Annotated in this window: 20 protein-coding genes and 1 riboswitch; of the genes, 11 read left to right on the top strand and 9 right to left on the bottom strand. The window is 73.0% G+C overall.

The genetic code is table 11. The features are described from left to right. Window positions 1-119 precede the first annotated feature (119 nt). The 3 genes from ACH4D3_RS22415 to ACH4D3_RS22405 all read left to right on the top strand — a co-directional run bounded on the left by ACH4D3_RS22415 (window position 120) and on the right by ACH4D3_RS22405 (window position 2,500). A complete protein-coding gene (locus ACH4D3_RS22415) occupies window positions 120-515 on the top strand; it encodes a hypothetical protein (protein WP_398324553.1) in 396 nt (131 codons plus the stop codon). Window positions 516-651: 136 nt separating this feature from the next. Then, window positions 652-1,104: an Lrp/AsnC family transcriptional regulator gene (locus ACH4D3_RS22410; RefSeq protein ID WP_003977367.1), complete on the top strand. Its 453-nt coding sequence runs from the start codon at window positions 652-654 to the stop codon at window positions 1,102-1,104. Between the two features lie 157 nt (window positions 1,105-1,261). Further along, window positions 1,262-2,500: an MFS transporter gene (locus ACH4D3_RS22405; RefSeq protein WP_398324550.1), complete on the top strand. Its 1,239-nt coding sequence runs from the start codon at window positions 1,262-1,264 to the stop codon at window positions 2,498-2,500. Here ACH4D3_RS22405 and ACH4D3_RS22400 read toward each other — a convergent pair. Further along, window positions 2,448-3,005: a Repetin gene (locus ACH4D3_RS22400; RefSeq protein ID WP_398324547.1), complete on the bottom strand. Its 558-nt coding sequence runs from the start codon at window positions 3,003-3,005 to the stop codon at window positions 2,448-2,450. The genes ACH4D3_RS22405 and ACH4D3_RS22400 overlap by 53 nt on opposite strands. Before the next feature lie 323 nt (window positions 3,006-3,328). Between ACH4D3_RS22400 and ACH4D3_RS22395 the strand changes: the two genes are divergently transcribed. Both ACH4D3_RS22395 and ACH4D3_RS22390 read left to right on the top strand, forming a co-directional pair. After that, complete coding sequence (locus tag ACH4D3_RS22395) at window positions 3,329-4,117, top strand: carbon-nitrogen hydrolase family protein (RefSeq protein WP_398324544.1); 789 nt, start codon at window positions 3,329-3,331, stop codon at window positions 4,115-4,117. 58 nt (window positions 4,118-4,175) lie between these two features. After that, window positions 4,176-5,873, top strand: a complete 1,698-nt coding sequence (locus ACH4D3_RS22390) for a flavin monoamine oxidase family protein (protein WP_398324541.1) — start codon at window positions 4,176-4,178, stop codon at window positions 5,871-5,873. Between the two features lie 14 nt (window positions 5,874-5,887). Here ACH4D3_RS22390 and ACH4D3_RS22385 read toward each other — a convergent pair whose 3' ends face one another. Both ACH4D3_RS22385 and ACH4D3_RS22380 read right to left on the bottom strand, forming a co-directional pair. Beyond that, complete coding sequence (locus ACH4D3_RS22385; RefSeq protein ID WP_398324538.1) at window positions 5,888-6,820, bottom strand: LLM class F420-dependent oxidoreductase; 933 nt, start codon at window positions 6,818-6,820, stop codon at window positions 5,888-5,890. 133 nt (window positions 6,821-6,953) lie between these two features. Continuing rightward, window positions 6,954-7,649 (bottom strand): DUF5995 family protein, encoded by a 696-nt coding sequence (locus ACH4D3_RS22380; protein ID WP_398324536.1) that lies wholly within the window; start codon window positions 7,647-7,649, stop codon window positions 6,954-6,956. Window positions 7,650-7,822: 173 nt separating this feature from the next. On the opposite strand from ACH4D3_RS22380, the gene ACH4D3_RS22375 reads away from it, so the two are divergent. Continuing rightward, window positions 7,823-8,962 (top strand): glycoside hydrolase family 6 protein, encoded by a 1,140-nt coding sequence (locus tag ACH4D3_RS22375; protein WP_398325297.1) that lies wholly within the window; start codon window positions 7,823-7,825, stop codon window positions 8,960-8,962. A 27-nt stretch (window positions 8,963-8,989) separates the two neighbouring features. On the opposite strand, the gene ACH4D3_RS22370 is transcribed toward ACH4D3_RS22375, so the two are convergent. Next, window positions 8,990-10,384 carry a uracil-xanthine permease family protein gene (locus tag ACH4D3_RS22370; RefSeq protein ID WP_398324533.1) on the bottom strand — a complete coding sequence of 465 codons (1,395 nt, stop codon included), beginning with the start codon at window positions 10,382-10,384 and terminating at the stop codon, window positions 8,990-8,992. Window positions 10,385-10,564: 180 nt separating this feature from the next. Here ACH4D3_RS22370 and ACH4D3_RS22365 point away from each other — a divergent pair, with 180 nt between their 5' ends. Further along, a complete protein-coding gene (locus ACH4D3_RS22365) occupies window positions 10,565-11,032 on the top strand; it encodes an acyl-CoA thioesterase (RefSeq protein WP_398324531.1) in 468 nt (155 codons plus the stop codon). Here the strand turns inward: ACH4D3_RS22365 and ACH4D3_RS22360 are convergent. Further along, the gene (locus ACH4D3_RS22360) at window positions 10,992-12,203 is read right to left on the bottom strand and encodes an MFS transporter (protein ID WP_398324528.1); all 1,212 of its coding nucleotides are present in this window, start codon (window positions 12,201-12,203) and stop codon (window positions 10,992-10,994) included. The two genes, ACH4D3_RS22365 and ACH4D3_RS22360, sit on opposite strands and share 41 nt — an antisense overlap. Window positions 12,204-12,315: 112 nt before the next feature. On the opposite strand from ACH4D3_RS22360, the gene ACH4D3_RS22355 reads away from it, so the two are divergent. Next, a complete protein-coding gene (locus ACH4D3_RS22355) occupies window positions 12,316-13,515 on the top strand; it encodes an ROK family transcriptional regulator (RefSeq protein WP_398324527.1) in 1,200 nt (399 codons plus the stop codon). A 208-nt stretch (window positions 13,516-13,723) separates the two neighbouring features. Here ACH4D3_RS22355 and ACH4D3_RS22350 read toward each other — a convergent pair whose 3' ends face one another. From ACH4D3_RS22350 to ACH4D3_RS22335, 4 genes are all read right to left on the bottom strand, one after another. After that, entirely contained in the window at window positions 13,724-14,173 is a 450-nt protein-coding gene (locus tag ACH4D3_RS22350) for a hypothetical protein (RefSeq protein WP_398324524.1), read from the bottom strand. Continuing rightward, window positions 14,170-14,934 carry an SDR family oxidoreductase gene (locus tag ACH4D3_RS22345; protein WP_398324522.1) on the bottom strand — a complete coding sequence of 255 codons (765 nt, stop codon included), beginning with the start codon at window positions 14,932-14,934 and terminating at the stop codon, window positions 14,170-14,172. Before ACH4D3_RS22345 ends, ACH4D3_RS22350 begins: the two co-directional genes overlap by 4 nt. A gap of 105 nt (window positions 14,935-15,039) precedes the next feature. Next, the gene (locus tag ACH4D3_RS22340; protein WP_398324519.1) at window positions 15,040-15,939 is read right to left on the bottom strand and encodes an RNA polymerase sigma-70 factor; all 900 of its coding nucleotides are present in this window, start codon (window positions 15,937-15,939) and stop codon (window positions 15,040-15,042) included. Between the two features lie 97 nt (window positions 15,940-16,036). Beyond that, the gene (locus ACH4D3_RS22335) at window positions 16,037-18,418 is read right to left on the bottom strand and encodes a chitinase C-terminal domain-containing protein (protein WP_398324516.1); all 2,382 of its coding nucleotides are present in this window, start codon (window positions 18,416-18,418) and stop codon (window positions 16,037-16,039) included. A 215-nt stretch (window positions 18,419-18,633) separates the two neighbouring features. Continuing rightward, window positions 18,634-18,764: riboswitch (FMN riboswitch) on the top strand. A gap of 148 nt (window positions 18,765-18,912) precedes the next feature. Here ACH4D3_RS22335 and ACH4D3_RS22330 point away from each other — a divergent pair. Genes ACH4D3_RS22330 through ACH4D3_RS22320 form a run of 3 tightly spaced genes read left to right on the top strand, consistent with a single transcriptional unit; the run spans window position 18,913 to window position 21,442 of the window. Then, on the top strand, window positions 18,913-19,515 hold the full coding sequence (locus ACH4D3_RS22330; protein WP_159325213.1) for a riboflavin synthase: 603 nt from the start codon (window positions 18,913-18,915) through the stop codon (window positions 19,513-19,515). Then, window positions 19,512-20,156 carry a nicotinamide riboside transporter PnuC gene (locus ACH4D3_RS22325; protein WP_398324513.1) on the top strand — a complete coding sequence of 215 codons (645 nt, stop codon included), beginning with the start codon at window positions 19,512-19,514 and terminating at the stop codon, window positions 20,154-20,156. The genes ACH4D3_RS22330 and ACH4D3_RS22325 overlap by 4 nt, the downstream gene beginning before the upstream one ends. After that, window positions 20,153-21,442 carry a bifunctional 3,4-dihydroxy-2-butanone-4-phosphate synthase/GTP cyclohydrolase II gene (locus ACH4D3_RS22320; RefSeq protein WP_398324511.1) on the top strand — a complete coding sequence of 430 codons (1,290 nt, stop codon included), beginning with the start codon at window positions 20,153-20,155 and terminating at the stop codon, window positions 21,440-21,442. Before ACH4D3_RS22325 ends, ACH4D3_RS22320 begins: the two co-directional genes overlap by 4 nt. Window positions 21,443-21,459: the final 17 nt, after the last annotated feature.

Genomic DNA, 21,459 nt, shown 5'->3' with positions numbered 1-21,459 from the left:
CCCGGGGGGGGCGCCGGGGGGGGCGGCCGGGGTGCGGGGGGGGGGGGGCCCCCCCCGCCGCCGGGGGGGGGGGGGGGGGGGGGGGGCCGCCCCCCCCCCCCCCCCACGACGCTGGACGCATGACGACACCGCAGAGCATCGAGCCGCAGCACACCCTGCTGACCGCCGTGGCCCGCCTCGACGAGCTGCGCGCCCGCGAGTCCCTCGCCGGGTTCGGCAGCGACGACGAGGCCCTGGACCGCCCCCAGCTCCTCGAACTGCTCGCGCTGAGCGAGGTGGTCGCCCGCAAGGCCGCCTACGGGCGCCAGCTCACCGTCCGCGCCGCCCGCGAGGCCGGTGCCTCCTGGGCGCAGATCGGAGCCGCCCTCGGCACCAGCAAGCAGGCCGCCTGGGAGGCGCACACGCGCTGGATCGACGCCCAGGAGGCCGCCCGCGGCCAACCCGGACAGATCGGCTTCGACGCCGCGGACGCGGCCGAGGCACGCGAGGCCGCGGGCGAGCCGGACGGTCACTGACCGGGCCCGGATCCGAGGGTGTCCGGACGGGCGTCGGGCTCGTGTTCTACTTCGGGTACGGCCACCGCCGCTCCCATCTCGCCGCACCGGACCCGCCGAGGTCCGGACGCACCAGAAGTGAAGTGAACGACCCGCAGTGCTGAACGATCTCGACGAACGCATCGTGCACGCCCTCGCCGAGGACGCCCGCCGCTCCTACGCGGACATCGGGCAGTCGGTCGGCCTCTCCGCGCCCGCCGTGAAACGGCGCGTGGACCGGCTGCGCGCCACCGGCGCCATCACCGGCTTCACCGTACGGGTCGACCCCGCCGCGCTCGGCTGGGAGACCGAGGGGTTCGTCGAGATCTTCTGCCGCCGCAACACCTCGCCCGAGACCATCCAGCGGGGCCTGGAGCGCTACCAGGAGGTCGTGGCCGCGTCCACCGTCACCGGGGACGCCGACGCGGTCGCCCAGGTCTTCGCCTCCGACATGCGGCACTTCGAACGGGTCCTGGAGCGGATCGCCGGGGAACCGTTCGTGGAACGCACCAAGTCCGTGCTGGTGCTCTCGCCGCTGCTGCGGCGCTTCTCGTCGGGCTCGCCCACGTAATCCGGTGGGCAGCGCGCCGCCCGCCCCCTAGCATCGGTGCCATGACCTGGCGACATTGATCCACCCGCGCCACCCGCGCCACCCGTGGCGCCTCCTCCCGAGGGCCGCCCCGGACGCCGTACCTCCGGTGTCCGATCCGCCCCCTCGGGAAGGCCTCATGACTCTCTCCACCCCGACCGGCCGTGCCCACGCGCCCGCAGGTACCCGCCGGCTCGTGCGCACGCTGTACGCCTCCGCGTTCTGCGACGAGTTCGTCCTGCTCTACCCGGTGTACGCGCTGCTGTTCGCCGACACCGGTCTGTCCGTCTGGCAGACGGCCTCGCTGTTCGGCCTCTGGTCGCTGACCGGCGTACTGCTCGAGGTGCCCTCCGGCGCCTGGGCCGACGCCGTCTCCCGGCGGCTGCTGCTGATCCTCGGCCCGCTGCTCACCGCCGCCGGCTTCGCACTGTGGGTGCTCGTGCCCTCCTACGGCGCCTTCGCGCTCGGCTTCGTGCTGTGGGGCGCGGGCGGCGCGCTCGGCTCGGGCGCGCTGGAGGCGCTGGTCTACGACGAACTCGACCGGGCCGGCGCGGCCGGCCACTACGCCCGCGTCATGGGCCGGGCCCGGGCCATCGGCATCGCCGCGACCATGGCCGCCATGGGCCTGGCCGGTCCGGTGTTCGCCCGGGGCGGCTACGACGCGGTGGGCGCCGCGAGCGTGCTCGCCTGTCTGGCGGCGGCGGCCGTGGCCACCCGGTTCCCCGAGCACCGGACACCCTCCGGCGGCGGCGAACGCTGGTCCGCGACCCTGCGCGCGGGACTCGCCGACGCCCGCGCCGACCGGTCCGTGCGCGGCGCGCTGCTCCTCGTACCGGCCGTGACCGCGGTGTGGGGCGCGCTCGACGAGTACACGCCGCTGCTGGCGCACGACACCGGCGTTGCGGCCGAGACCGTGCCCTGGCTGCTGCTGGTGATCTGGGCCGGAGCCACGGCCGGCAGCCTGCTGGCCGGTGCGGCGCAGCGCCTGACCGCCAACGGGTTCGCCGCCCTGCTCACCGGTTCCGCGCTCGCCCTGGCCGTGGGGGCCCTCGCCGGCACACCGGCCGCCCTGGTCCTGGTGGCGCTCGCCTTCGGCGGCTTCCAGCTGGCGACCGTGCTGGCCGACGCCCGCCTCCAGCAGCGCATCGACGACACCGGGCGGGCCACCCTGACCTCGGTCGCCGGCCTCGGCACCGAGCTGGGCAACCTTGCCACCTACGGTGCCTACGCGGCGGCGGCCACGGCGTGGGGCCACGGCACCGCCTTCGCGCTCTCCGCGCTGCCGTACGTCCTGACGGCGCTGCTGCTGGCCGGCGCCGCCCGGACTACAGCCGCGGCTGCCAGGGCACGACGTCGAAGTCGCCGGTCCCCTTCCTGACCTTCTCGAAGGGCGCCGACCCCACGCACCGGGGCAGCTCCCCGCCCTCCGCAGGGCTGCCCGTCGCCGCCCAGCTGTAACCCAGTCGGTCATGGCGGCCCAGGTCGTGGACGGTGATGCCGACCCGCTTCCCCTCGGCGCCGGGGAGGTCGGAGTCGGTGATGACGCCGGATACGACGGCCACGTCACCGCCGGTCAGGAGACAGTCCACGGTGGCCTCGGCCCGCGCGCCCTTGCCGTCCAGGTAGTGGCTGAACTGGAAGGTCCCGGTCGCCTTGAGGGGGTCCTCATTGTCCTCGGCCGCCAGATGGGCGTCGAAGCTGAAGGTGATGTCGTCCCCCGCCGACCGGTACAGCTTGGCGGTGCCGGTCAGGGCGGCGGCCTCCCTCGGGGGCGGGCCGTCGTGCGGTTTCCCGTCGGGGCCGGCGGCGACGGCCGCGCCCGTGGTGACGGCGGTGAGCAGCAGGGCGGCGCAGAGCGCGGCGGTCGCGGTACGGCGTTTCATGGCGGTCGTCTCCCGTGGATCGAAGCCGGTGAACCGAACGGTCACCACTTGACGGTCACCACTGTCCCGGCGCCGCGCCCGCACCACATCGCGCCCAGGACGGGCGCCGCCTCCGCCGCGCGGCGGGGGAGCGCCGCCCCGGTCTGCTCCCGGGGGACGAGGACCGCACCCGCCGGAGGGTGCGCAACGAATCGCCGTGCGCTGCCCGGGGCACGCAACGATCCGCTCACCGGTGCGCAACAGGTCCGTCTTGTCCGGCCGAGTCCGCCGACCGTACCGTCTATCTGGCCCCCGAACCCCCCTGCGACCGGTGAGGAACACGCATGCGCACCGCCCTGCTCCAGAGCTCCGGCCGCCCCGGCTCCACCGCCGAGAACCTCAAGGTCCTCGACGAGGCCGCGGGCCGCGCCGCCGCCGCGGGAGCCGCGCTGCTCGTCACCTCCGAGCTGTTCCTGACCGGATACGCCATCGGCGACGCGATCGGTGTCCTCGCCGAGCCCGCCGACGGCGAGGCGGCCGACGCCGTCGCGGAGATCGCCGGGCGCCACGGCCTGGCCGTCGCGTACGGCTACCCCGAGCGGGACGGCGAGCGCGTCTACAACTCGGTCCAGCTCATCGCCGCGGACGGCACCCGGCTCGCGGGCTACCGCAAGACCCACCTCTTCGGCTGCTTCGAGCGCGACCACTTCACCCCCGGCGGGCAGCCCGTCGTCCAGGCCGGGCTGAACGGCCTCACCGTGGGCCTGATGATCTGCTACGACGTCGAGTTCCCGGAGAACGTCCGCGCCCACGCCCTGGCCGGCACCGACCTGCTGCTCGTGCCGACCGCGCAGATGCACCCGTTCCAGTTCGTCGCCGAGTCGGTCGTGCCGGTGCGGGCCTTCGAGAACCAGATGTACGTCGCGTACGTCGACCGCGTCGGCCGGGAGGGCGAGTTCGAGTTCGTCGGCCTGTCCGTCCTCGCGGGGCCCGACGGCGTCGCCCGCGCCCGCGCCGGGCGGGCGGAGGAGCTGATCCTCGCCGACGCCGACCCGGCCTTCCTCGCCGCCTCGCGCGAGGCCAACCCGTACCTGAAGGACCGCCGCCCCGGCCTCTACGGCGCCCTCGCCTGAGACCCGCAGCCACGCGCGTCCCGACCCCCGTTCCACCCGTGCAAGGAGTCCGCACCCCATGACGTCCACCGTGCCCAACGCGATCGAGCACGCAGACGAGCAGCAGCCGCCGATCACCATGTTCGGGCCGGACTTCCCGTACGCGTACGACGACTTCCTCGCCCACCCGGCGGGACTCGGCCAGATACCCGCCACCGAGCACGGCACCGAGGTCGCCGTCATCGGCGGCGGCCTGTCCGGCATCGTGGCCGCCTACGAGCTGATGAAGATGGGCCTGAGGCCCGTCGTCCACGAGGCCGACCGGATCGGCGGCCGGCTGCGCACCGTCGGCTTCGACGGCTGCGACCCCGCGCTGACCGCCGAGATGGGCGCGATGCGCTTTCCGCCCTCCTCCACCGCCCTCCAGCACTACATCGACCTGGTGGGCCTTCGGACCCAGGCCTTCCCCAACCCCCTCGCCGAGGCCACGCCGTCGACCGTCGTCGACCTCAAGGGCGAGTCGCACTACGCCGAGACCCTCGACGACCTGCCCCAGGTCTACCGGGACGTGGCCGACGCCTGGGCGAAGTGCCTCGAAGAGGGCGCCGACTTCACCGACATGAACCGCGCCCTGCGCGAGCGCGACGTCCCGCGCATCCGCGAGATCTGGGCGAAGCTGGTCGAGAAGCTCGACAACCAGACCTTCTACGGCTTCCTGTGCGACTCCGAGGCCTTCAAGTCCTTCCGGCACCGCGAGATCTTCGGCCAGGTCGGCTTCGGCACCGGCGGCTGGGACACCGACTTCCCCAACTCCATCCTGGAGATCCTCCGCGTCGTCTACACCGAGGCCGACGACCACCATCGCGGCATCGTCGGCGGCTCCCAGCAGCTGCCGCTCAGGCTGTGGGAGCGCGAGCCGGAGAAGATCGTCCACTGGCCGCACGGCACCTCCCTGCGGTCCCTGCACGCGGACGGCGAGCCCCGCCCGGCCGTGACCCGGCTGAACCGCACCGCGGGCAACCGCATCACCGTGACCGACGCCGACGGCGACATCCGCACCTACCGGGCGGCGATCTTCACCGCTCAGTCCTGGATGCTGCTCTCGAAGATCGCCTGCGACGACTCGCTCTTCCCGATCGACCACTGGACCGCGATCGAGCGGACCCACTACATGGAGTCCAGCAAGCTCTTCGTGCCCGTCGACCGGCCCTTCTGGCTCGACAAGGACGAGGTCACCGGCCGGGACGTCATGTCGATGACCCTCACCGACCGCATGACCCGCGGCACCTACCTCCTCGACGACGGCCCGGACAGGCCCGCCGTCATCTGCCTCTCCTACACCTGGTGCGACGACAGCCTGAAGTGGCTGCCGCTGTCCGCGAACGAGCGGATGGAGGTCATGCTGAAGTCGCTCGGCGAGATCTACCCGAACGTCGACATCAGGAAGCACGTCATCGGCAACCCGGTGACGGTCTCCTGGGAGAACGAGCCCTACTTCATGGGCGCGTTCAAGGCCAACCTGCCCGGGCACTACCGCTACCAGCGGCGCCTGTTCACCCACTTCATGCAGGAACGGCTGCCGGAGGACAAGCGGGGCATCTTCCTGGCCGGCGACGACATCTCCTGGACGGCCGGCTGGGCCGAGGGCGCCGTCCAGACCGCGCTGAACGCGGTCTGGGGCGTCATGCACCACCTCGGCGGCGAGACCGACGCGACCAACCCCGGCCCCGGCGACCTGTACGAGGAGATCGCGCCGGTGGAACTCCCCGAGGACTAGTCTCAGGACGGGTCCTAGATCCCGGCCGCCCGCGCCTTCTCGTAGACCTGGGCGGCGACGTCCTTGAGTTCCCCGGCGTCGCGCGTGGTGCTCTGCACGTCGAGGAGGATCTCGTCCAGGCCGATCTCGGCGTGCGCGGCCAGGTCCTCGACGATCTGGTCGACGCCGCCCTGGAAGGGACGGCGGTCGGAGCCCTCGTAGTTCTTGGCGCTGTAGCGGGTGTTGACCCGCAGCACCGTCCGGATCGGTTCCGTGCGGCCCCGTTCGGCGGCCAGCTCCCGCAGCTCCCGCCACTGCCCGGCGACGGTCTCGGCGCCCATGCCGGTGGGCAGCCAGCCGTCGGCGTGGTCGACCAGGCGACGCCGGGCCCGCCCGCTGCCGCCCGCCGCCAGCAGGATCGGGATCGGCCGGGCGGGTTTGGGGCCGACCACGGCCGACGCGATCTTCGTGACCTCGCCGTCGTACACCACCGGATCGGGCCCCCACACCGCGCGGCACACTCCGATCAGCTCGTCCAGGGCGGCGCCGCGCTCGGCGAACGGCCGCACGGACGCCGCCGCGTACTCGTCGTGCGACCAGCCGGTACCGAAGCCCGCCATCACCCGGCCGCCGCTCGCCGCGTCCAGCGAGGCCAGCGACTTGGCCAGCTGGAAGGGGACGTGCAGCGGGGCGACCAGCACACTCGTGCCCAGCCGGGCCCGCTCGGTGACCGCGGCGGCGAGGGCGAGGGTGACCAGCGGCTCCGCCACGCTCCGGTACGTGTCCGGCCAGGGCAGGCCCTCCACGCCGAAGAGCCCCTGGGTCGCGGGCTCCGGGAACAGGGCGCGCTCGAACACCCACAGGCTCTCGTAGCCCATCCGTTCCGCCGCGCGCGCCACGTCGGGGACGTCCTTGCCGATGTCGTACTGCCGCATCTGGGGGAGGCCGAGTCCGAGCCGGGTCGTCATAGCCGGGGTGCTCCTTCGCAGTCGGGGTGCGATGTTGCCCGTGGTTCCCACCAGGTTGCCCACGGGACCCACCGGTTGCAACGTACAGCGACCACACGGGAGTACCCGGAGCGCACGCCGCGGGAACCCGCGGTCAGTCCGGCAGCGGTGTGAGCAGCATGCGGCCCGCGAAGCCCACCGCGGCGTCCAGCCGTACGGTGAACTCCCCGGCGACGTCCGGCAGTCGGCGCAGTGCCCACAGCGCTCGGGCCGCCGCCCAGGTGGCCTCGCGGGCGCGGTCCAGGCTCCAGGAGCCCAGCAGATGGGTCAGCGGGTCGGCGATCTGCAGGACGTCGGGACCCGGCATCAGCTCGTCGCGGATGCGCTCCTCCAGCGAGACGAGGAGATCGCCCACGCGGTCGAACTCGTCCTCCAGGTCGACGGGTTCGCAGCCGAGCGTACGACAGGTGTCCACCACGGCCAGCGCGAGGTCGTGGCCGATGTGCGCGTTGATGCCCGCCAGCGCGAACTGCAGCGGCCGTACCCCGGGATGGCGCCGGAACTGGAACAGGGCGCGCCAGCAGGCGGGCGGACGGCGGTCCTCCTCCGCCGCGTCCACGGCGGCCAGATAGCGCTCCGCGAACCGTACGTCCAGCGCGGTCGCGGCCGAGGCGTCCGCGAACCGGCCGCCGTCGATGTGCCGGTCCACCGCCTCCGTGACGGCGAGGTAGACGCGGTTGAAGACGGCCACTCCGTCCCGGGCCGGCAGCGCGGTGTCGAGGGCGCGCATCCGGGACAGGACGGTGTCCACCGTCAAGGCGGCCGTCGGGACTTGCTCGCAGTGCGCCATGGCCGCAGCGTCGCAGCTTTAGGCTGACGGGAGTGCCGGCGGGCCCGACGCTTCCCCAGAACGGGGGAACGCGCCCGCCGCGCGGGGGAGGGGGACCGTACGTGTCAGGCCGTCGTGCCCGGCGCCGGGCTGCTCGCAGGGCCGAGCGCAGGCGGGCCGCAGGACGCGGTGCGATGGTCGCGGCGGCGTCCGTCGTCGTCGCCGTGGGGACCGCCGCCGGGATGCTCACCGCGCTGGGCGGCGAGGACGCCGACCGTGCCGATGCCGGTCACCCGCGGGTGACCCACTCGGTGCGGCTGGACGCCCTGCCCGTCTCGCCGTTCCCGTCCGTGTCGGCGTCGCGATCCGCGTCGCCGTCGGTGTCACCGTCGCCGACCGCCGGGAAGCCCACTTCCTCCCCTTCGCCGAAGCGGAGCTCCACGAAGAGGGAACCCCGGACGACGGATCCCGCCACCCGGCTCTACCGGCACCCCGACTCCCAGGTCCTCGACTGGGTCCGGGCCCACCCCGACGACCCGCGCCAGGACGTCATCGCGTCCCGGATCGCCGGGCACCCGGCCGCCGTCTGGTTCGCCGACCACACACCGGCCACCATCACCTCCCGGGTCCGCGCCGTGACCGCCGCGGGCGCCGCCCGGGGCCGGGTGCCGGTCCTGGTGCCGTACGCGATACCCGACCGCGACTGCGGCGGCCACTCGGAGGGCGGCGCGCCCGACCTCGACGCCTACGACGCCTGGATCGACCGGTTCGCCGCCGGGCTGGGCACCGGCGAGGTGATCGTCGTGCTGGAGCCCGACTCGGTCGCCCAGTCCGAGTGCCTCACCGCCGGTGGGCGCGCCGACCGCTTCGCCTCCCTGGCCCGCGCCGGGCGGGTCATGAAGGACGCCAACCCGGCCGCCCGGGTGTACTACGACGCGGGTCACTCCGGCTGGCACGCGCCCGCCAAGCAGGCGGGCTGGCTGAAACAGGCCGGTGCCGCCTCGGCCGACTCCTCCGACGGCGTCTTCAGCAATGTCTCCAACTTCCACGCCACCGCCGACGAGGTCGCCTACGACCGCGCGGTCCTCGACGCCCTCGGCGGTCCGGCGAGCCTCGGTGCCGTCATCGACACCAGCCGCAACGGCAACGGCGCCCCGGCCGACGGCGAGTGGTGCGACCCGGAGGGCCGCAGCCTCGGCCGCGCACCGACCCTCACCACCGGCATGGGGCGCATCGACGCCTACCTGTGGGTCAAGCTGCCCGGGGAGTCGGACGGCTGCCGCGGCGAGCCCGGGACCTTCACGCCCTCGTACGCCTACGACCTGGCGCGCTGAGCCCCGCCGTCACCACCGGGGCGGCCGTCACCCGGCTCCGCCGGATCCGGTCTTCGCGTCGTACGACGACGTGCCCTCGTCAAGCAGCGGCTGCTGCGTCTTGAGGTGCGCCGGGGCGAAGGCGCGCAGCGCGTGGTAGCCGGTGATGACGACCAGGGTGCCGAGCGCGATGCCGCTGAGCGAGAACGTGTCGGTGAACTCCATGCTGACGTTGCCGACGCCGATGATGATGCCCGCGGCGGCCGGCACCAGGTTCAGCGGGTTGCGCATGTCCACCTTGGCGTTGATCCAGATCTGCGCGCCGAGCAGCCCGATCATGCCGTAGAGGATGACGGTGATGCCGCCGAGGACGCCGCCCGGGATCGCCGCCACGACCGCGCCGAACTTCGGGCAGAGGCCGAAGAGCAGGGCGAAACCGGCCGCCGCCCAGTACGCGGCCGTCGAGTAGACCCGGGTCGCGGCCATCACGCCGATGTTCTCGGAGTACGTGGTGTTGGGCGGCCCGCCGACGGCGGTGGAGAGCACCGAGCCGATGCCGTCGGCGGAGATCGCCGTGCCCAGCTTGTCGTCCAGGTTGTCGCCGGTCATCTCGCCGACCGCCTTGACGTGCCCGGCGTTCTCCGCGATCAGGGCGATGACGACCGGCAGCGCCACCAGGATCGCCGACCACTCGAAGCTCGGCCCGTGGAACGACGGCAGCCCGATCCAGTCGGCCTGGCCCACGGCGGAGAAGTCCAGCCGCCAGTGGTCGGTGAGCTTGCCGCTGCCGTCCACCGAGTGGATCTTCCCGAAGATCCGGTCGAGGGCCCAGGACAGGACGTACCCGAAGACCAGCCCCAGGAAGATCGCGATCCGGGACCAGAAGCCGCGCAGACAGACCACGGCGAGACCGGTGAACAGCATCACGAACAGCGCCGTCCACTGGTCCTGCGGCCAGTACGTGGACGCGGTGACCGGGGCCAGGTTGAAGCCGATCAGCATCACCACCGCGCCGGTGACGACCGGCGGCATCGCGGCGTGGATGATCCGCGCCCCGAACCGCTGCACGGCGAGCCCCACCAGGAACAGCGCGACGCCGACGACGAGGACCGCGCCGGTCACCGTGGCGCTGGTGCCGCCCTGCGCCCGGATCACCGCGGCGACGCCGACGAAGGAGAGCGAGCAGCCGAGGTAGCTGGGCACCCGGCCGCGGGTGGCGAGCAGGAAGATGACGGTCGCGACGCCCGACATCATGATCGCGAGGTTGGGGTCCAGGCCCATCAGGACCGGAGCCACGAAGGACGCCCCGAACATGGCCACCACGTGCTGGGCGCCGAGCCCGGCGGTGCGCGGCCAGGAGAGCCGTTCGTCGGGGCGGACCACCGCTCCGGGGGCGGGTACCTTCCCGTCCCCGTGCAGTTTCCAACGCACGCCGAGGTCCATGGTGAGGTTTCGCTTTCTCTGTACCGAGGTCTGACCGGACCATTGTCAGGGGTGCCCGGCCGTGCGGTTGACCTGCACCCTTCCCCGAAGGGTGTCCTGAGCGTCCGCTTAGGATGGTGAGGGTCCCGTACGCGCGCCGACACCCCGCACGTATCACCCCGCACCACCCAGGAGTCCGCCGTGACCGCCGAAGCGCCCGCCGCCCCCGTCCCGCCCACCGTGCCGTACGGCCGGCTCGTCCCCGTGACCGTCCACTTCGACGACCTGGACGCCCTCGGACTGCTGCACAACGCCCGCTACCCGGTGATGGTCGAGCGGGCCTGGACGGAGCTGTGGGCCGGGCACGGCATCCGGTTCGAGGGCGACTGGGAGGCGGCGGGCGACGCCTGCAACGCGGTCAGGGAACTGACGATCGGCTACGAGGCGCCGGTCACCCGCCCCAGCGCGTACGCCGTCCACCTGTGGCTGGACCGGCTCGGCACCACCGGTCTCACCTACGGCTTCCGGTTCTGCTCGGCGGACGGCGCCACCACCTACGCCCGGGGCGCCCGGGTGCTGGTCCGGCTGGACGCGCGTACGCTGCGTCCGGCGCCGTGGAGCGAGGCGTTCAGGACTGCCGGTCGGGCACTTCTGCGACCGGCGGACTGATCTTCGGCCGGTTGCGGTCCCCGGCCCGCAGCACCCTCGCGAACACCACCAGGCAGCAGGCCAGCAGGGTCACCAGACCGAACGACACCACCAGGCTGGTGGCCTGGGCCAGACCGCCGATCGCGCTCGGCGCGACCAGGCCCGAGGTGTACGTGATGGTCGCGACGCCGGCGATGGCCAGGCTCGGGTTGGAGCCGGCCCGGCCGGCCGCGGCGAAGCACAGCGGGACGACCACGGCGATGCCGAGGCCCATCAGCGCGAAGCCGGTCATCGCCACCGCCGGATGGCCGCCGACCACGACGAGCAGGCCGCCGAGGGTGGCCAGCACACCGCTCACCCGCACCGTGCGGACCGCGCCGAACCGGTCCACCACCTTGTCGCCGGCGAGCCGGGCCAGTGCCATCGTCAGCGTGAAGCCCGTCGTGCAGGCCGCCGCCAGACCGGCCGAGGTCTCCAGCTCGTCCCGCAGATAGACCGCCGACCAGTCCAGGCTCGCGCCCTCCGCGAACACCGCGCAGAACCCGACCGCGCCGATCAGCAGCGCCGACCTGGGTGGCAGCGCGAAGCGCGGCGGCGGGTCCTCGTCCTCGGCGGGCTGCAGGTCCAGCACCCACGTGCAGGCGACCAGGCCCGTCACGGTCAGCACCGCGGCGGCCAGGAGATGGTGCGTCCTGGCGTCCGTGCCCAGGTGAGCGGCGAGCGTCCCGGCCGCCGAACCGATCAGCGCGCCCGCGCTCCACATGCCGTGCAGACCGGACATGATCGACTTGTCCAGGCGGTTCTCGATCTCGACGCCCAGGGCGTTCATCGCCACGTCCGACATGCCCGCCGCGGCGCCGTAGGCGAACAGGGCGAGACACAGGATGAGCAGGTTCGGGGCGAGGGAGGGCAGGATCAGCGCCAGCGTCCACAGGGCCAGCAGGCCGCGCAGAGCGGCACGGGCGCCGAAGCGGTGGCTGACGCGGCCGGCCAGCGGCATGGCCAGGGACGCGCCGAGCGCGGGAAAGGCGAGCGCCAGCCCCAACTGGCCCGCGCTCACGCCGGCGTGGTCCTGGATCCAGGGCATGCGGGTCGCGAAGGAGCCGGTGACGGAGCCGTGCACGGCGAACACGGCTGCCACGGCGTACCGGGCGTGTTTCACCTCGCGCCGCCCGTAGGTCCCTGTCTTCATGGTCCACCCCTCCGTGTCCGTCAATCCGCGGCGTAAACTATCAGGGAGCCTGCCTGATAGATAGTGGAATACCGGTGCGGCCCCCGCGCCGCCGATCTGGAAGGATCCCGGCATGCCCGCATCCCCGAGCACCGCCCGGGCCATCAACGACCGGCTCGCCCTTCATCTGCTCCAGCAGGAGGGCCCGTTGACGGCAGGGCAGTTGAAGCAGCTGACCGGCCTGTCCCGGCCCACCGTCGCCGACCTCGTCGAACGCCTCACCGCCTCCGGACTCATCGAGGTGGCGGGGGAGTCGGGCGAGCAGCGCCGCGGACCCAACGCCAAGCTGTACGGCATCGTCGCCGAGCGCGCCTATCTCGCCGCCCTCGACGTGCGCACCGAAGGCGTCGCCGTGCTCGTCTCCGACCTGCTCGGCCGGGTCCTCGCGGAGGCCTCCGTGCCCATCGACGACCACTCCGGCACCGGTCCCGCGGTGGAGCAGGCGGTGAGCCTGGTCGAGCGCGCGGTCAAGGAGGCAGGCGCCGACCGGCTGCACACCGTCGGCATCGGCGCGCCCGGCCTGATCGACCCGGTCGGCGGGGAGCTGCGGGACTCCAGCGGGCTGCCGGAGTGGCATCGCCGGCTGATGGCCGCGCTCCAGGAGAAGTTCCCCGAGGCGCGGGTCGGCGTGGAGAACGAGACCAACCTCGCCGCCCTGGCCGAACAGCGCGACGGTGCCGCCCGCGACCGGGACACCTTCGTCCTCCTCTGGCTCGGCCTCGGCATCGGCGCCGCCGTCGTCCTCGACGGCACCCTGCGCCGGGGCGTGTCCGGGGGCGCGGGCGAGATCGGCTTCATGCCGGTGCCCGGCACCGCGGGCCTGCCGTCGGCCACCGACTGCGACGGCGGCTTCCACTCCGTGGCGGGCTCGGCGGCGGTGACCGCCCTCGCGACGGAGCACGGAGTGACGGCCCGGCCCGCCGGGCCCGAGCCGCACGCCGCCGCGCTGGTCCGGGAGGCGGTACGCCGGTCGGCGTCCGGGGGCGACCCGGCCGCCGAGCGGTTCCTCGACGCGCTCGCCGACCGCGTCGTCCTCGGCGCCGCCGCCGTCGTCTCCGTCCTCGACCCCGGCTGCCTGGTCCTCGCCGGTGAGATCGGCCGGGCGGGCGCCGGTGCCCTCGCCGACCGCGTCCAGCGCCGGCTCACCCGCATGTCACCGCTGGCCACGGAGGTACGGCCCAGCACCCTGGGCGGCGGCGCGGTACTGCGCGGCGCCCTGCTCACCGCCCGCGACCGCGCGCAGGACGACCTCTTCGCACCACCGGAGCGATAGCCCGCGGCGCTGTCCGGTGGGGTCCGTGCCCGCGCCCGGACATGGCCGCCCCCGGGCACGAGGGGGCGTCGGTGCGGGCTGGCCGGGCGCCGGGACAGGACGGCCCGAAGGTGGCCCGGGGGCCCGGGGGCCCGGGAGTCCCGAAGGCGGCCGGGGCCGCGGGAGTCGCGGGGTGTGCGTCGCCCGCGTGAACCTGCCGCGGGCCGGCTCAGGGAGTGGACCGGCGTCGCGCGGGCCGTCGCTCCGCGGGCTCCGGCTCCCGGAACGCCGTGCCGGCCGCCGCCCGCCACAGCAGTACCGCCGGGAGCAGGACCGCCGCTCCCAGCAGGGCCGTGAAGCCCCCGGCGCTCGCCGCCGACAGGGGCTCCAGATGCCGGGCGTGGAAGAGGAGGTGGGCGACGGAGGAGACCAGGTAGGCCACCAGCGCCGTCAGCACCAGGCGGCGTTCCATCGTCGCCACCGCCGCGCACAGCACCACGGCGAGCGCGAGGCTCGCCCCGCCGAAGTCCCGGAGCAGATGCTCGTTGTAGGGCGGCAGGCGCGACACCCACGGCCACTTCCAGAACAGCTCGGGCAGCAGCAGGATCCACAGTCCCAGCACCACCTGGCCGCCCGCGAGCAGTCCCAGCCCCGCCCGCAGCCCCGCCCGTCCGCTCATCCGCGCCGCCCGTCCCTCCCGCCGCCGAACCGCGCCGCCAGGTACTCCTCGAACGTCCCCTTGCCGACCGCGTGCTCGGGAGCCAGGTGCCCGCCCTCGCGCAGCGCGCGGTAAGTCTTCCCCGCGAGCGGCACGTTCACCACGGCCCGCCGGCGGCCCGTCGCGTCCAGATAGGCGCGGGCCAGCGACTCGAAGGTGCGCACCTGGGGACCGCCCATGTCCGGCACTCGCCCGGCGGGCGGGCCCGCGGCCAGTTCGGCGAGCCGGTCCGCGACCTCCGCGACCTCCACCGGCTGGTCGGAGACGTGGCCCGGCAGTAGCGCGACCGGCAGCTTGGCCAGGGCCTGCAGCATCTGCACCACCAGGTCGTGGAACTGGGTCGCCCGCAGCACCGTCCACCCGAGGCCGGACTCCTCCACCAGCTTCTCGGCGGCGAGCTTGGACCGGTAGTAGCCCAGCGGCACCCGGTCGACACCGACGATCGAGATGTAGACCAGGTGGGCCACCCCGGCCCGCTTCGCCGCCGCGATCAGGTTCGCCGCCGACCGCTCGTCCCCGCCGCGCTGCGTGGTGGCGCAGTGCACGACCGTTTCGACCCCGGCGAGCGCCGTGTCCAGGCCGCTGCCGCCCTCGCGCAGGTCGACGGCGTACGGCTCGCTGTGCCGGCTGATCACCCGCACCTCGTGTCCGGCGGCGCGCAGCCGCTCGGTGACGAGCCGGCCAAGCGTTCCGGTCCCGCCGGTCACCAGGATCGTGGTCATGCCGTTCAGCCCCTGTCGGACGTGGGGGGCTCCCGGGTGGAGCGCCCTGTCGTCAGCTGGGACCGCGCGGCACCCGCGAAATGTGACAACGCCGGGCGGGATTTCTCACGGCCGGGCCAGCTGACGGCCTGCGAATCCCAGTTTGTCCGGGTTCATCACGGCGTGCAGCTCGCTGATCACCCCGTCGCGCAGCTCGAAGGTGAGGACGCCGACCAGGTCTTCGCCCGAATGGGCGACCAGGGCGGGCGCGCCGTTGATCTCGGCGACGGTGAGGTCCCAGTCCGTCGTGAAGCGCCGCATCCCGCCCACCGTGAAGCGCAGGACCTTGTCCCGGCCCTCGACGGGGCGGCGGGCCGCGGAGACCTTGCCGCCGCCGTCGCTCCACCAGGTCACGTCCTCGGCGAGCAGCTTCTCCAGACCCGCCAGGTCGCCCTCGCGAGCCGCGGTGAGGAACGACGCCACCAGCCGGTCCCGCAGCCCGGGCGCCGGCTCGAACCGGGACCCCGGCTCGCCCACCCGCCGGACCGCCCGCCGGTGCAGCTGACGGCAGTTCGCCTCGGTCAGGTCCAGGACCCCGGCGATCTCGCGGTACCCGTACGCGAAGGCCTCCCGCAGCACGTACACCGCCCGCTCGGTCGGTGTGAGACGTTCCAGCAGCAGGAGCAGCGCCGTGGACACCGCGTCGCGCTGCTCGGCCGACTCCAGCGGGCCCAGCGTGCCGTCCGAGGTGACGACGGGCTCCGGCAGCCAGGTGCCGACGTAGCTCTCGTGGCGGGCGCGGGCGGAGGTGAGCCGGGTCAGACAGAGGTTCGTGACGACCTTGGCCAGCCAGGCACCCGGCTGCTCGATCCCCGCCCGGTCGGCCCCGGCGAAGCGCGGCCAGGCGTCCTGGACCGCGTCCTCGGCCTCGTCGGCCGAGCCCAGCATGCGGTAGGCGATGCCGAACAGCCGGGGGCGGTGACGTTCGAAGTCGTCGGCTGCGCTCGGGGTGGTCGCGGTGCTCATGACGGCACCCTGCCAGAGAGTCCGGCAGGGTGCGTTGGGGGGACCCGGCGGCGGGCAAGGGCCTTCGTCACCGCCGCCGGGCCCGGTCGGGCGGGGGTCAGCAGGCTCCGAGGTCCTGCCAGACACCCCATTCACCGGTGGTTCCGGGCTCCTCGCCCTTCGTCCACCACTTGGACTTCCAGGTGTGCCCCTGGTGGGACACCGTGGTGCCGCCCCCGTACGACGAGGCGGTGTCCCAGGCGGGAGCGGTGCACTGCCCGGTGTCGTCCGTCGGGCTGGGGCTCGGCCCCGGGGACTCGGTGCCCGTGGGCGTGGGGGTGGGGGTGGGTGTGGGCGTCTGCGTGCCGGGGTCCACCACGGTCGTGCCCCGGGCGAGGTCACCCGCCAGGGCGTACGCCTTGCCGCCGATCGTCACCGTCCAGTTCGACGGGGTCGACACGGGCAGGTAGTAGTTGAACGCCAGGTCCACGGTCGCGCCCGGCGCCAGCGACTGCCACGCCGGCAGCTTCAGCGACACCCGGTGGAAGTCGCCCTTCAGACCGCCCGCGTTGCCGCCCGTGTGGTCGCTGCTGATGACCTTGGTACCGAAACCCGACTGGTCGGAGGCGTTCCCCGGGGCCGAGGTCCCGTAGTCGAACTGGAACTCCGTGCCGCCCGGCAGCGCGGTCTTCGTGTTGTTGGTGATCCGCAGCTTGGGCGTGATCGGGTAGTTGGAGTCGCCCAGCTTGAAGTCGGTGAACTCCACGTCCACGTCCACGGCCTGTGCCGGCAGGTCCGCGTTCGACTTCCTCGCACCGTAGGGCGCGGCCGACTTGAACGTGTCGTACATCAGCGAGGTGAGCGTGTCACCCGGCTCGTACTGGCCCTTGGCGGCGTTCCAGCCGTAGTCGCCGGCCAGCTCCCAGATCATCGCGCCGCCGATGCCGCGGTCCACCACGTAGTCGGCCTTGGCCCCGACCGACTGCTCGTCCTCGGTGGACAGGAAGACCTTCTTCTCGGCGTTCCACAGCCAGGGGGCGACCAGCGTGGAGTCGTACTTGCGGGCGTAGGTGCCGGTCAGCTTCGTGTCCGCCGGGAAGCCGTAGTCGGTGACGTAGTCGCCGACGATGCCCTTCTCCAGGTTCTTGGCGTGCCACATCGGGTTGGAGCCCGCCGGGGACTCCTTGCCGTTGGTGTCGAGGTCGTGCCAGAGGTTGTCGATGCCGACGGCGCCGTCACCGCACTTGGTCAGGCCGGAGCCCGCCGGGCAGGTGGACGCGGAGGCCTTGCCCCACAGGCCGTCGGTGCCGCCCTGGACGTTCTTGTGGCCGCGGGTGTAGTACGGCAGGCCGATGTTGATGCGGCCGGCCGGCATGGAGCCGCGGAAGTAGTGGTAGGCCCAGTCGGTGTTGAGGTAGCCGATGCCGCCGTACTGGGCGCTCCCGTACACGTTGGCGGCGGCCAGCTCGGCGTCCTTGCCGTCGTCGAAGAGCGAGGCGTTCGGGCCGACGTACTCGTTCCAGGCACCGTGCAGGTCGTAGGACATGATGTTGACGTAGTCCAGGTACTTCTGGACCTGGAAGGTCTCCATGCCGCGCAGCAGGTACCCGGAGGACGGCGCGGCGACGGAGAGCAGGTAGTGCCTGCCGTCCGCGGCGCCCGCGCGGTCGAGCTTCTCGCGCAGCGTCTTCATCAGGACCGCGTAGCCCTTGACCAGCCCGGCCCGGCGGCCGTTGGCGAAGGACCAGTCGAGCGGGTTGCCCGCGTCCTTCATCGTCGTCGGGTACTCGTAGTCGATGTCGACGCCGTTGAAGCCGTACTTGCGGACGAAGTCGACCGCCGAGTCGGCGAAGGTGTCGATGCCGGCCTGGTTGACCGAGCCGTCGGCGTTGGTGGCCATCGAGTAGAAGCCGCCCGAGTCCACGCGCGAGCCGTCGTCCGCGAAGTAGCCGCCCGTCTCGGCCCAGCCGCCCACCGAGATCATCGTCTTGACGTCCGGGTGCTGCTTCTTGAACTTGTTGAGCAGGTTGAAGTGGCCCTTGTAGGGGAGGTCCGGGTCCATCTCGGCGCCCTCGACCCCGGGCCAGGTCATGCCGGTCGCCGCGTTCTTCTCGCCGTCCGAGCCCACGGAGAGCCTGTTGCCGCCGTCGACGTGCGCGAAGGCGTAGTTGATGTGGGTGATCTTGTCCCACGGGATGTCCGAGGCGAGGTAGGCCGGCTTGCCGTCCTTGCCCGTGCGCCAGCTCGTGAAGTACCCGATCACCCGGCGCGGGTGGTCGGCGCCCATCTTCTCCCTGCCGTCGGCGTCGTAGACCGAGCAGTAGGGGACCTCGACGCCGGGGGTCTCGTAGAGCCCGTCGGGTCGACAGGACTCCTGGCCGGCGGCTTGCGACGCGGTCGCCGGGAGACCGGCGAGCAGCAGGCCGGCGACGGCGGCGGCCGCCGCGAACAGGGCAGGTCCCGCTCTGTGGCGGGATCTGGAGCGTGACGGGGAAGGCACAGTCGGTTCCTCTCCACGGAAGTTGCGCAGACCCTAGAGAGGACTAGACCAGTGAGTCAATAGGTATGGACCAATCTCAAGGCGGGCGGAGGGCCGCCCAGTTGGAGCGGCCGCGGTGACGTCCCGGTCACGGGAAGAGCGTTCTGTGAGCCACTCCACACCCTCCGTCCGCATGGACGGGGATCAGTCGTGGCACACTGGCCGTGTACCAGAAGCAGCGCACTCCGGGGTCGGTGAAAGTCCGAACCGGCGGTTACAGTCCGCGACCCGGTCGCTTCCAGCGACCGGTTGACCAGGTGAAATTCCTGGACCGACGGTTAAAGTCCGGATGGGAGGCAGTGCGCGGCGGGCGAGCATACGTGCGCGCCGCCGATTTCTGGGCGTGCCCGTCAGGGGTGCGCCCTGTGCGGCGTCGCTCCCGGTGTCCTCGTCCGTGACTCTGTCGTTCCGACAGCCCCGGAGTCCGTGCCCGAAGAGGCAGGAGGACCCGGGAAGTGTTCACCGGAATCGTCGAAGAGCTGGGCGAGATCACCGCCGTCGAGACCCTCGACGACGCCTGCCGCTTCCGCGTGCGCGGCCCCGCGGTCACCGAAGGCGCCCGGCACGGCGACTCGATCGCCGTCAACGGCGTCTGCCTCACGGTCGTCGACCACGAGGGCGACGCGTTCACCGCCGACGTGATGGCCGAGACCCTGAACCGCTCCAGCCTCGGCGCGCTCGCCGTCGGCTCCCGCGTCAACCTGGAGCGCCCCACCGCCGTCGGCGCCCGGCTCGGCGGGCACATCGTGCAGGGCCACGTCGACGGCACCGGCGAGATCCTGGAGCGCAAGCCCTCCGAGCACTGGGAGCTCGTCAGGATCTCGCTGCCCGCCGACCTCGCCCGCTACGTCGTGGAGAAGGGCTCCATCACCGTCGACGGCATCAGCCTCACCGTCGTCGACGCGGGCCCCGACTTCTTCACCGTCAGCCTCATCCCCACCACCCTCGCCCTGACCACGCTGGGCATCAAACAGCCCGGCGACCCGGTCAACCTCGAGGTCGACGTCATCGCCAAGTACGTCGAGCGGCTGCTCGGAGCCCAGGGGAGTACCAAGTGAACTGGCTCAACTCCGAGGCGTTCACGCTCTTCGACCAGCACATCAAGTGGTCGGACATGATCGGCAACGTGATCGGTCTGCTCGGCCTCGCCCTCGGCTGGCGGCGCTCGATCTGGACCTGGCCCGTGCAGTTCGCCTCCGGGCTCGTCCTCTTCGCGGCCTTCGCCACCGCCCACCTCTCCGGCAGCGCCGGCAAGCAGATCGTCGTCATGGTCGTCGCCGCCTGGGGCTTTTGGCAGTGGAACCGCGGCAGCCGGCAGACCCAGGACGGCTCCGTCGCCGTACGGTTCGCCACCTGGCGCGAACGCGGCGCGCTGGCCGCCGCGGCCGCTGTCGGCACCCTCGCGGTCGGCGGCCTGTTCACCGCCTTCCCCACCCTGTCCTGGGACCCCTGGCCGGACGCGTACATCTTCGTCGGCACCGTCGTCGCCATGTACGCCCAGGCCCGCGGCATGGTCGAGTTCTGGTTCGCCTGGCTGCTCGTCGACCTCGTCGGCGTCCCGCTGAACTTCGCCAACGGCTTCGCCTTCTCCGGCTTCGTCTACGTCCTGTACGGCGCGCTCGTCCTGTGGGGCCTGCGCGACTGGTGGCTGCGCTCCCGCGACGCGGCCCGCCCCCTTCCGGAAGGAGCGCCCGCATGAGCACGGCACCCATCCTCTACAGCCCCGACGGCCCCGAGGACCTCGTCCTCGACCCCGTCGAGCAGGCCGTCGCGGACATCGCCGCGGGCCGCCCCGTCGTGGTCGTCGACGACGAGAACCGCGAGAACGAGGGCGACCTCGTCATCGCCGCCGAGAAGGCGACCGAGGAGATCGTCGCCTTCATGATGAGCGAGTGCCGCGGCCTGATCTGCGCCCCCATGGAGGGCGAGGAACTGGACCGGCTCCGGCTCCCGCAGATGGTCGACGACAACACCGAGTCGATGAAGACCGCCTTCACCGTCTCCGTGGACGCCGGCGCCGCCCACGGCGTCACCACCGGCATCTCCGCCGCCGACCGCGCCGCCACCCTCCGGCTCCTGGCGGGCGGCACCGCCGAACCCACCGACCTGGTCCGCCCCGGGCACGTCTTCCCGCTGCGCGCCCGCCCCGGCGGCGTGCTCGTCCGCAACGGCCACACCGAGGCCGCGGTCGACCTGGCCCGCCTCGCGGGGCTGCGCCCGGCCGGCGCCATCGTGGAGATCGCCGGCGAGGACGGGCGCATGCTGCGGCTGCCCGAGCTGATCCCGTTCGCCCGCAAGCACGGCCTGACCATCATCTCCATCGAAGACCTCATCGCCTACCGGCGCACCGAGGAGCCCACCGTCCGCCGCGAGGCCGAGGTCCGGCTGCCCACCAGGCACGGCGAGTTCACGGCGTACGGCTACCGCTCCACCGTCGACGGCGTCGAGCACATCGCCCTCGTGCACGGCGAGATCGGCGACGGCGAGGACGTCCTGGTCCGCGTCCACTCCGAGTGCCTCACCGGCGACGTCTTCGGCTCCCAGCGCTGCGACTGCGGCCCGCAGCTCGACGCCTCGCTGGACCGCATCCAGGCCGAGGGCCGGGGAGTCGTCGTCTACCTGCGCGGCCACGAAGGACGCGGCATCGGCCTGATGTCCAAGCTGCGCGCCTACGAACTCCAGGAGCGCGGCCGCGACACCCTCGACGCCAACCTGGAACTCGGCCTGCCCGCCGACGCCCGCGACTACGGCGCCGGCGCCCGGATCCTCCAGGACCTGGGCGTGCGCGCGGTCCGCCTGATGACCAACAACCCGGACAAGAGCGCCGCCCTCGAACGGCACGGCATCACGGTCACCGGCCGCGAGCCCATGCCCGTCCAGGCCGGCGAGCACAACCTCCGCTACCTGCGCACCAAGCGGGACCGGATGGGACACGACCTGCCCTGGCTGGACACGACCCCCGTGTCCACCTGCGGCAACCAGTAAGCAAGTACTACGAGGAG

The sequence above is a fragment of the Streptomyces sp. NPDC018026 genome, assembly GCF_044327745.1.
Classification (GTDB): Bacteria; Actinomycetota; Actinomycetes; order Streptomycetales; family Streptomycetaceae; genus Streptomyces; species Streptomyces rubrogriseus.
Note: the sequence above shows the minus strand (reverse complement) of the source record. Positions and strands in the feature narration are given on the sequence as shown.

Coding starts and splice junctions, on each gene's coding strand:
- ACH4D3_RS22350 (WP_398324524.1), bottom strand. CDS start 14,173: ATGAGCGGACGGGCGGGGCTGCGGGCGGGGCTGGGACTGCTCGCGGGC.
- ACH4D3_RS22395 (WP_398324544.1), top strand. CDS start 3,329: ATGCGCACCGCCCTGCTCCAGAGCTCCGGCCGCCCCGGCTCCACCGCC.
- ACH4D3_RS22370 (WP_398324533.1), bottom strand. CDS start 10,384: ATGGACCTCGGCGTGCGTTGGAAACTGCACGGGGACGGGAAGGTACCC.
- ACH4D3_RS22390 (WP_398324541.1), top strand. CDS start 4,176: ATGACGTCCACCGTGCCCAACGCGATCGAGCACGCAGACGAGCAGCAG.
- ACH4D3_RS22405 (WP_398324550.1), top strand. CDS start 1,262: ATGACTCTCTCCACCCCGACCGGCCGTGCCCACGCGCCCGCAGGTACC.
- ACH4D3_RS22360 (WP_398324528.1), bottom strand. CDS start 12,203: ATGAAGACAGGGACCTACGGGCGGCGCGAGGTGAAACACGCCCGGTAC.
- ACH4D3_RS22385 (WP_398324538.1), bottom strand. CDS start 6,820: ATGACGACCCGGCTCGGACTCGGCCTCCCCCAGATGCGGCAGTACGAC.
- ACH4D3_RS22415 (WP_398324553.1), top strand. CDS start 120: ATGACGACACCGCAGAGCATCGAGCCGCAGCACACCCTGCTGACCGCC.
- ACH4D3_RS22380 (WP_398324536.1), bottom strand. CDS start 7,649: ATGGCGCACTGCGAGCAAGTCCCGACGGCCGCCTTGACGGTGGACACC.
- ACH4D3_RS22345 (WP_398324522.1), bottom strand. CDS start 14,934: ATGACCACGATCCTGGTGACCGGCGGGACCGGAACGCTTGGCCGGCTC.
- ACH4D3_RS22320 (WP_398324511.1), top strand. CDS start 20,153: ATGAGCACGGCACCCATCCTCTACAGCCCCGACGGCCCCGAGGACCTC.
- ACH4D3_RS22375 (WP_398325297.1), top strand. CDS start 7,823: ATGGTCGCGGCGGCGTCCGTCGTCGTCGCCGTGGGGACCGCCGCCGGG.
- ACH4D3_RS22340 (WP_398324519.1), bottom strand. CDS start 15,939: ATGAGCACCGCGACCACCCCGAGCGCAGCCGACGACTTCGAACGTCAC.
- ACH4D3_RS22355 (WP_398324527.1), top strand. CDS start 12,316: ATGCCCGCATCCCCGAGCACCGCCCGGGCCATCAACGACCGGCTCGCC.
- ACH4D3_RS22400 (WP_398324547.1), bottom strand. CDS start 3,005: ATGAAACGCCGTACCGCGACCGCCGCGCTCTGCGCCGCCCTGCTGCTC.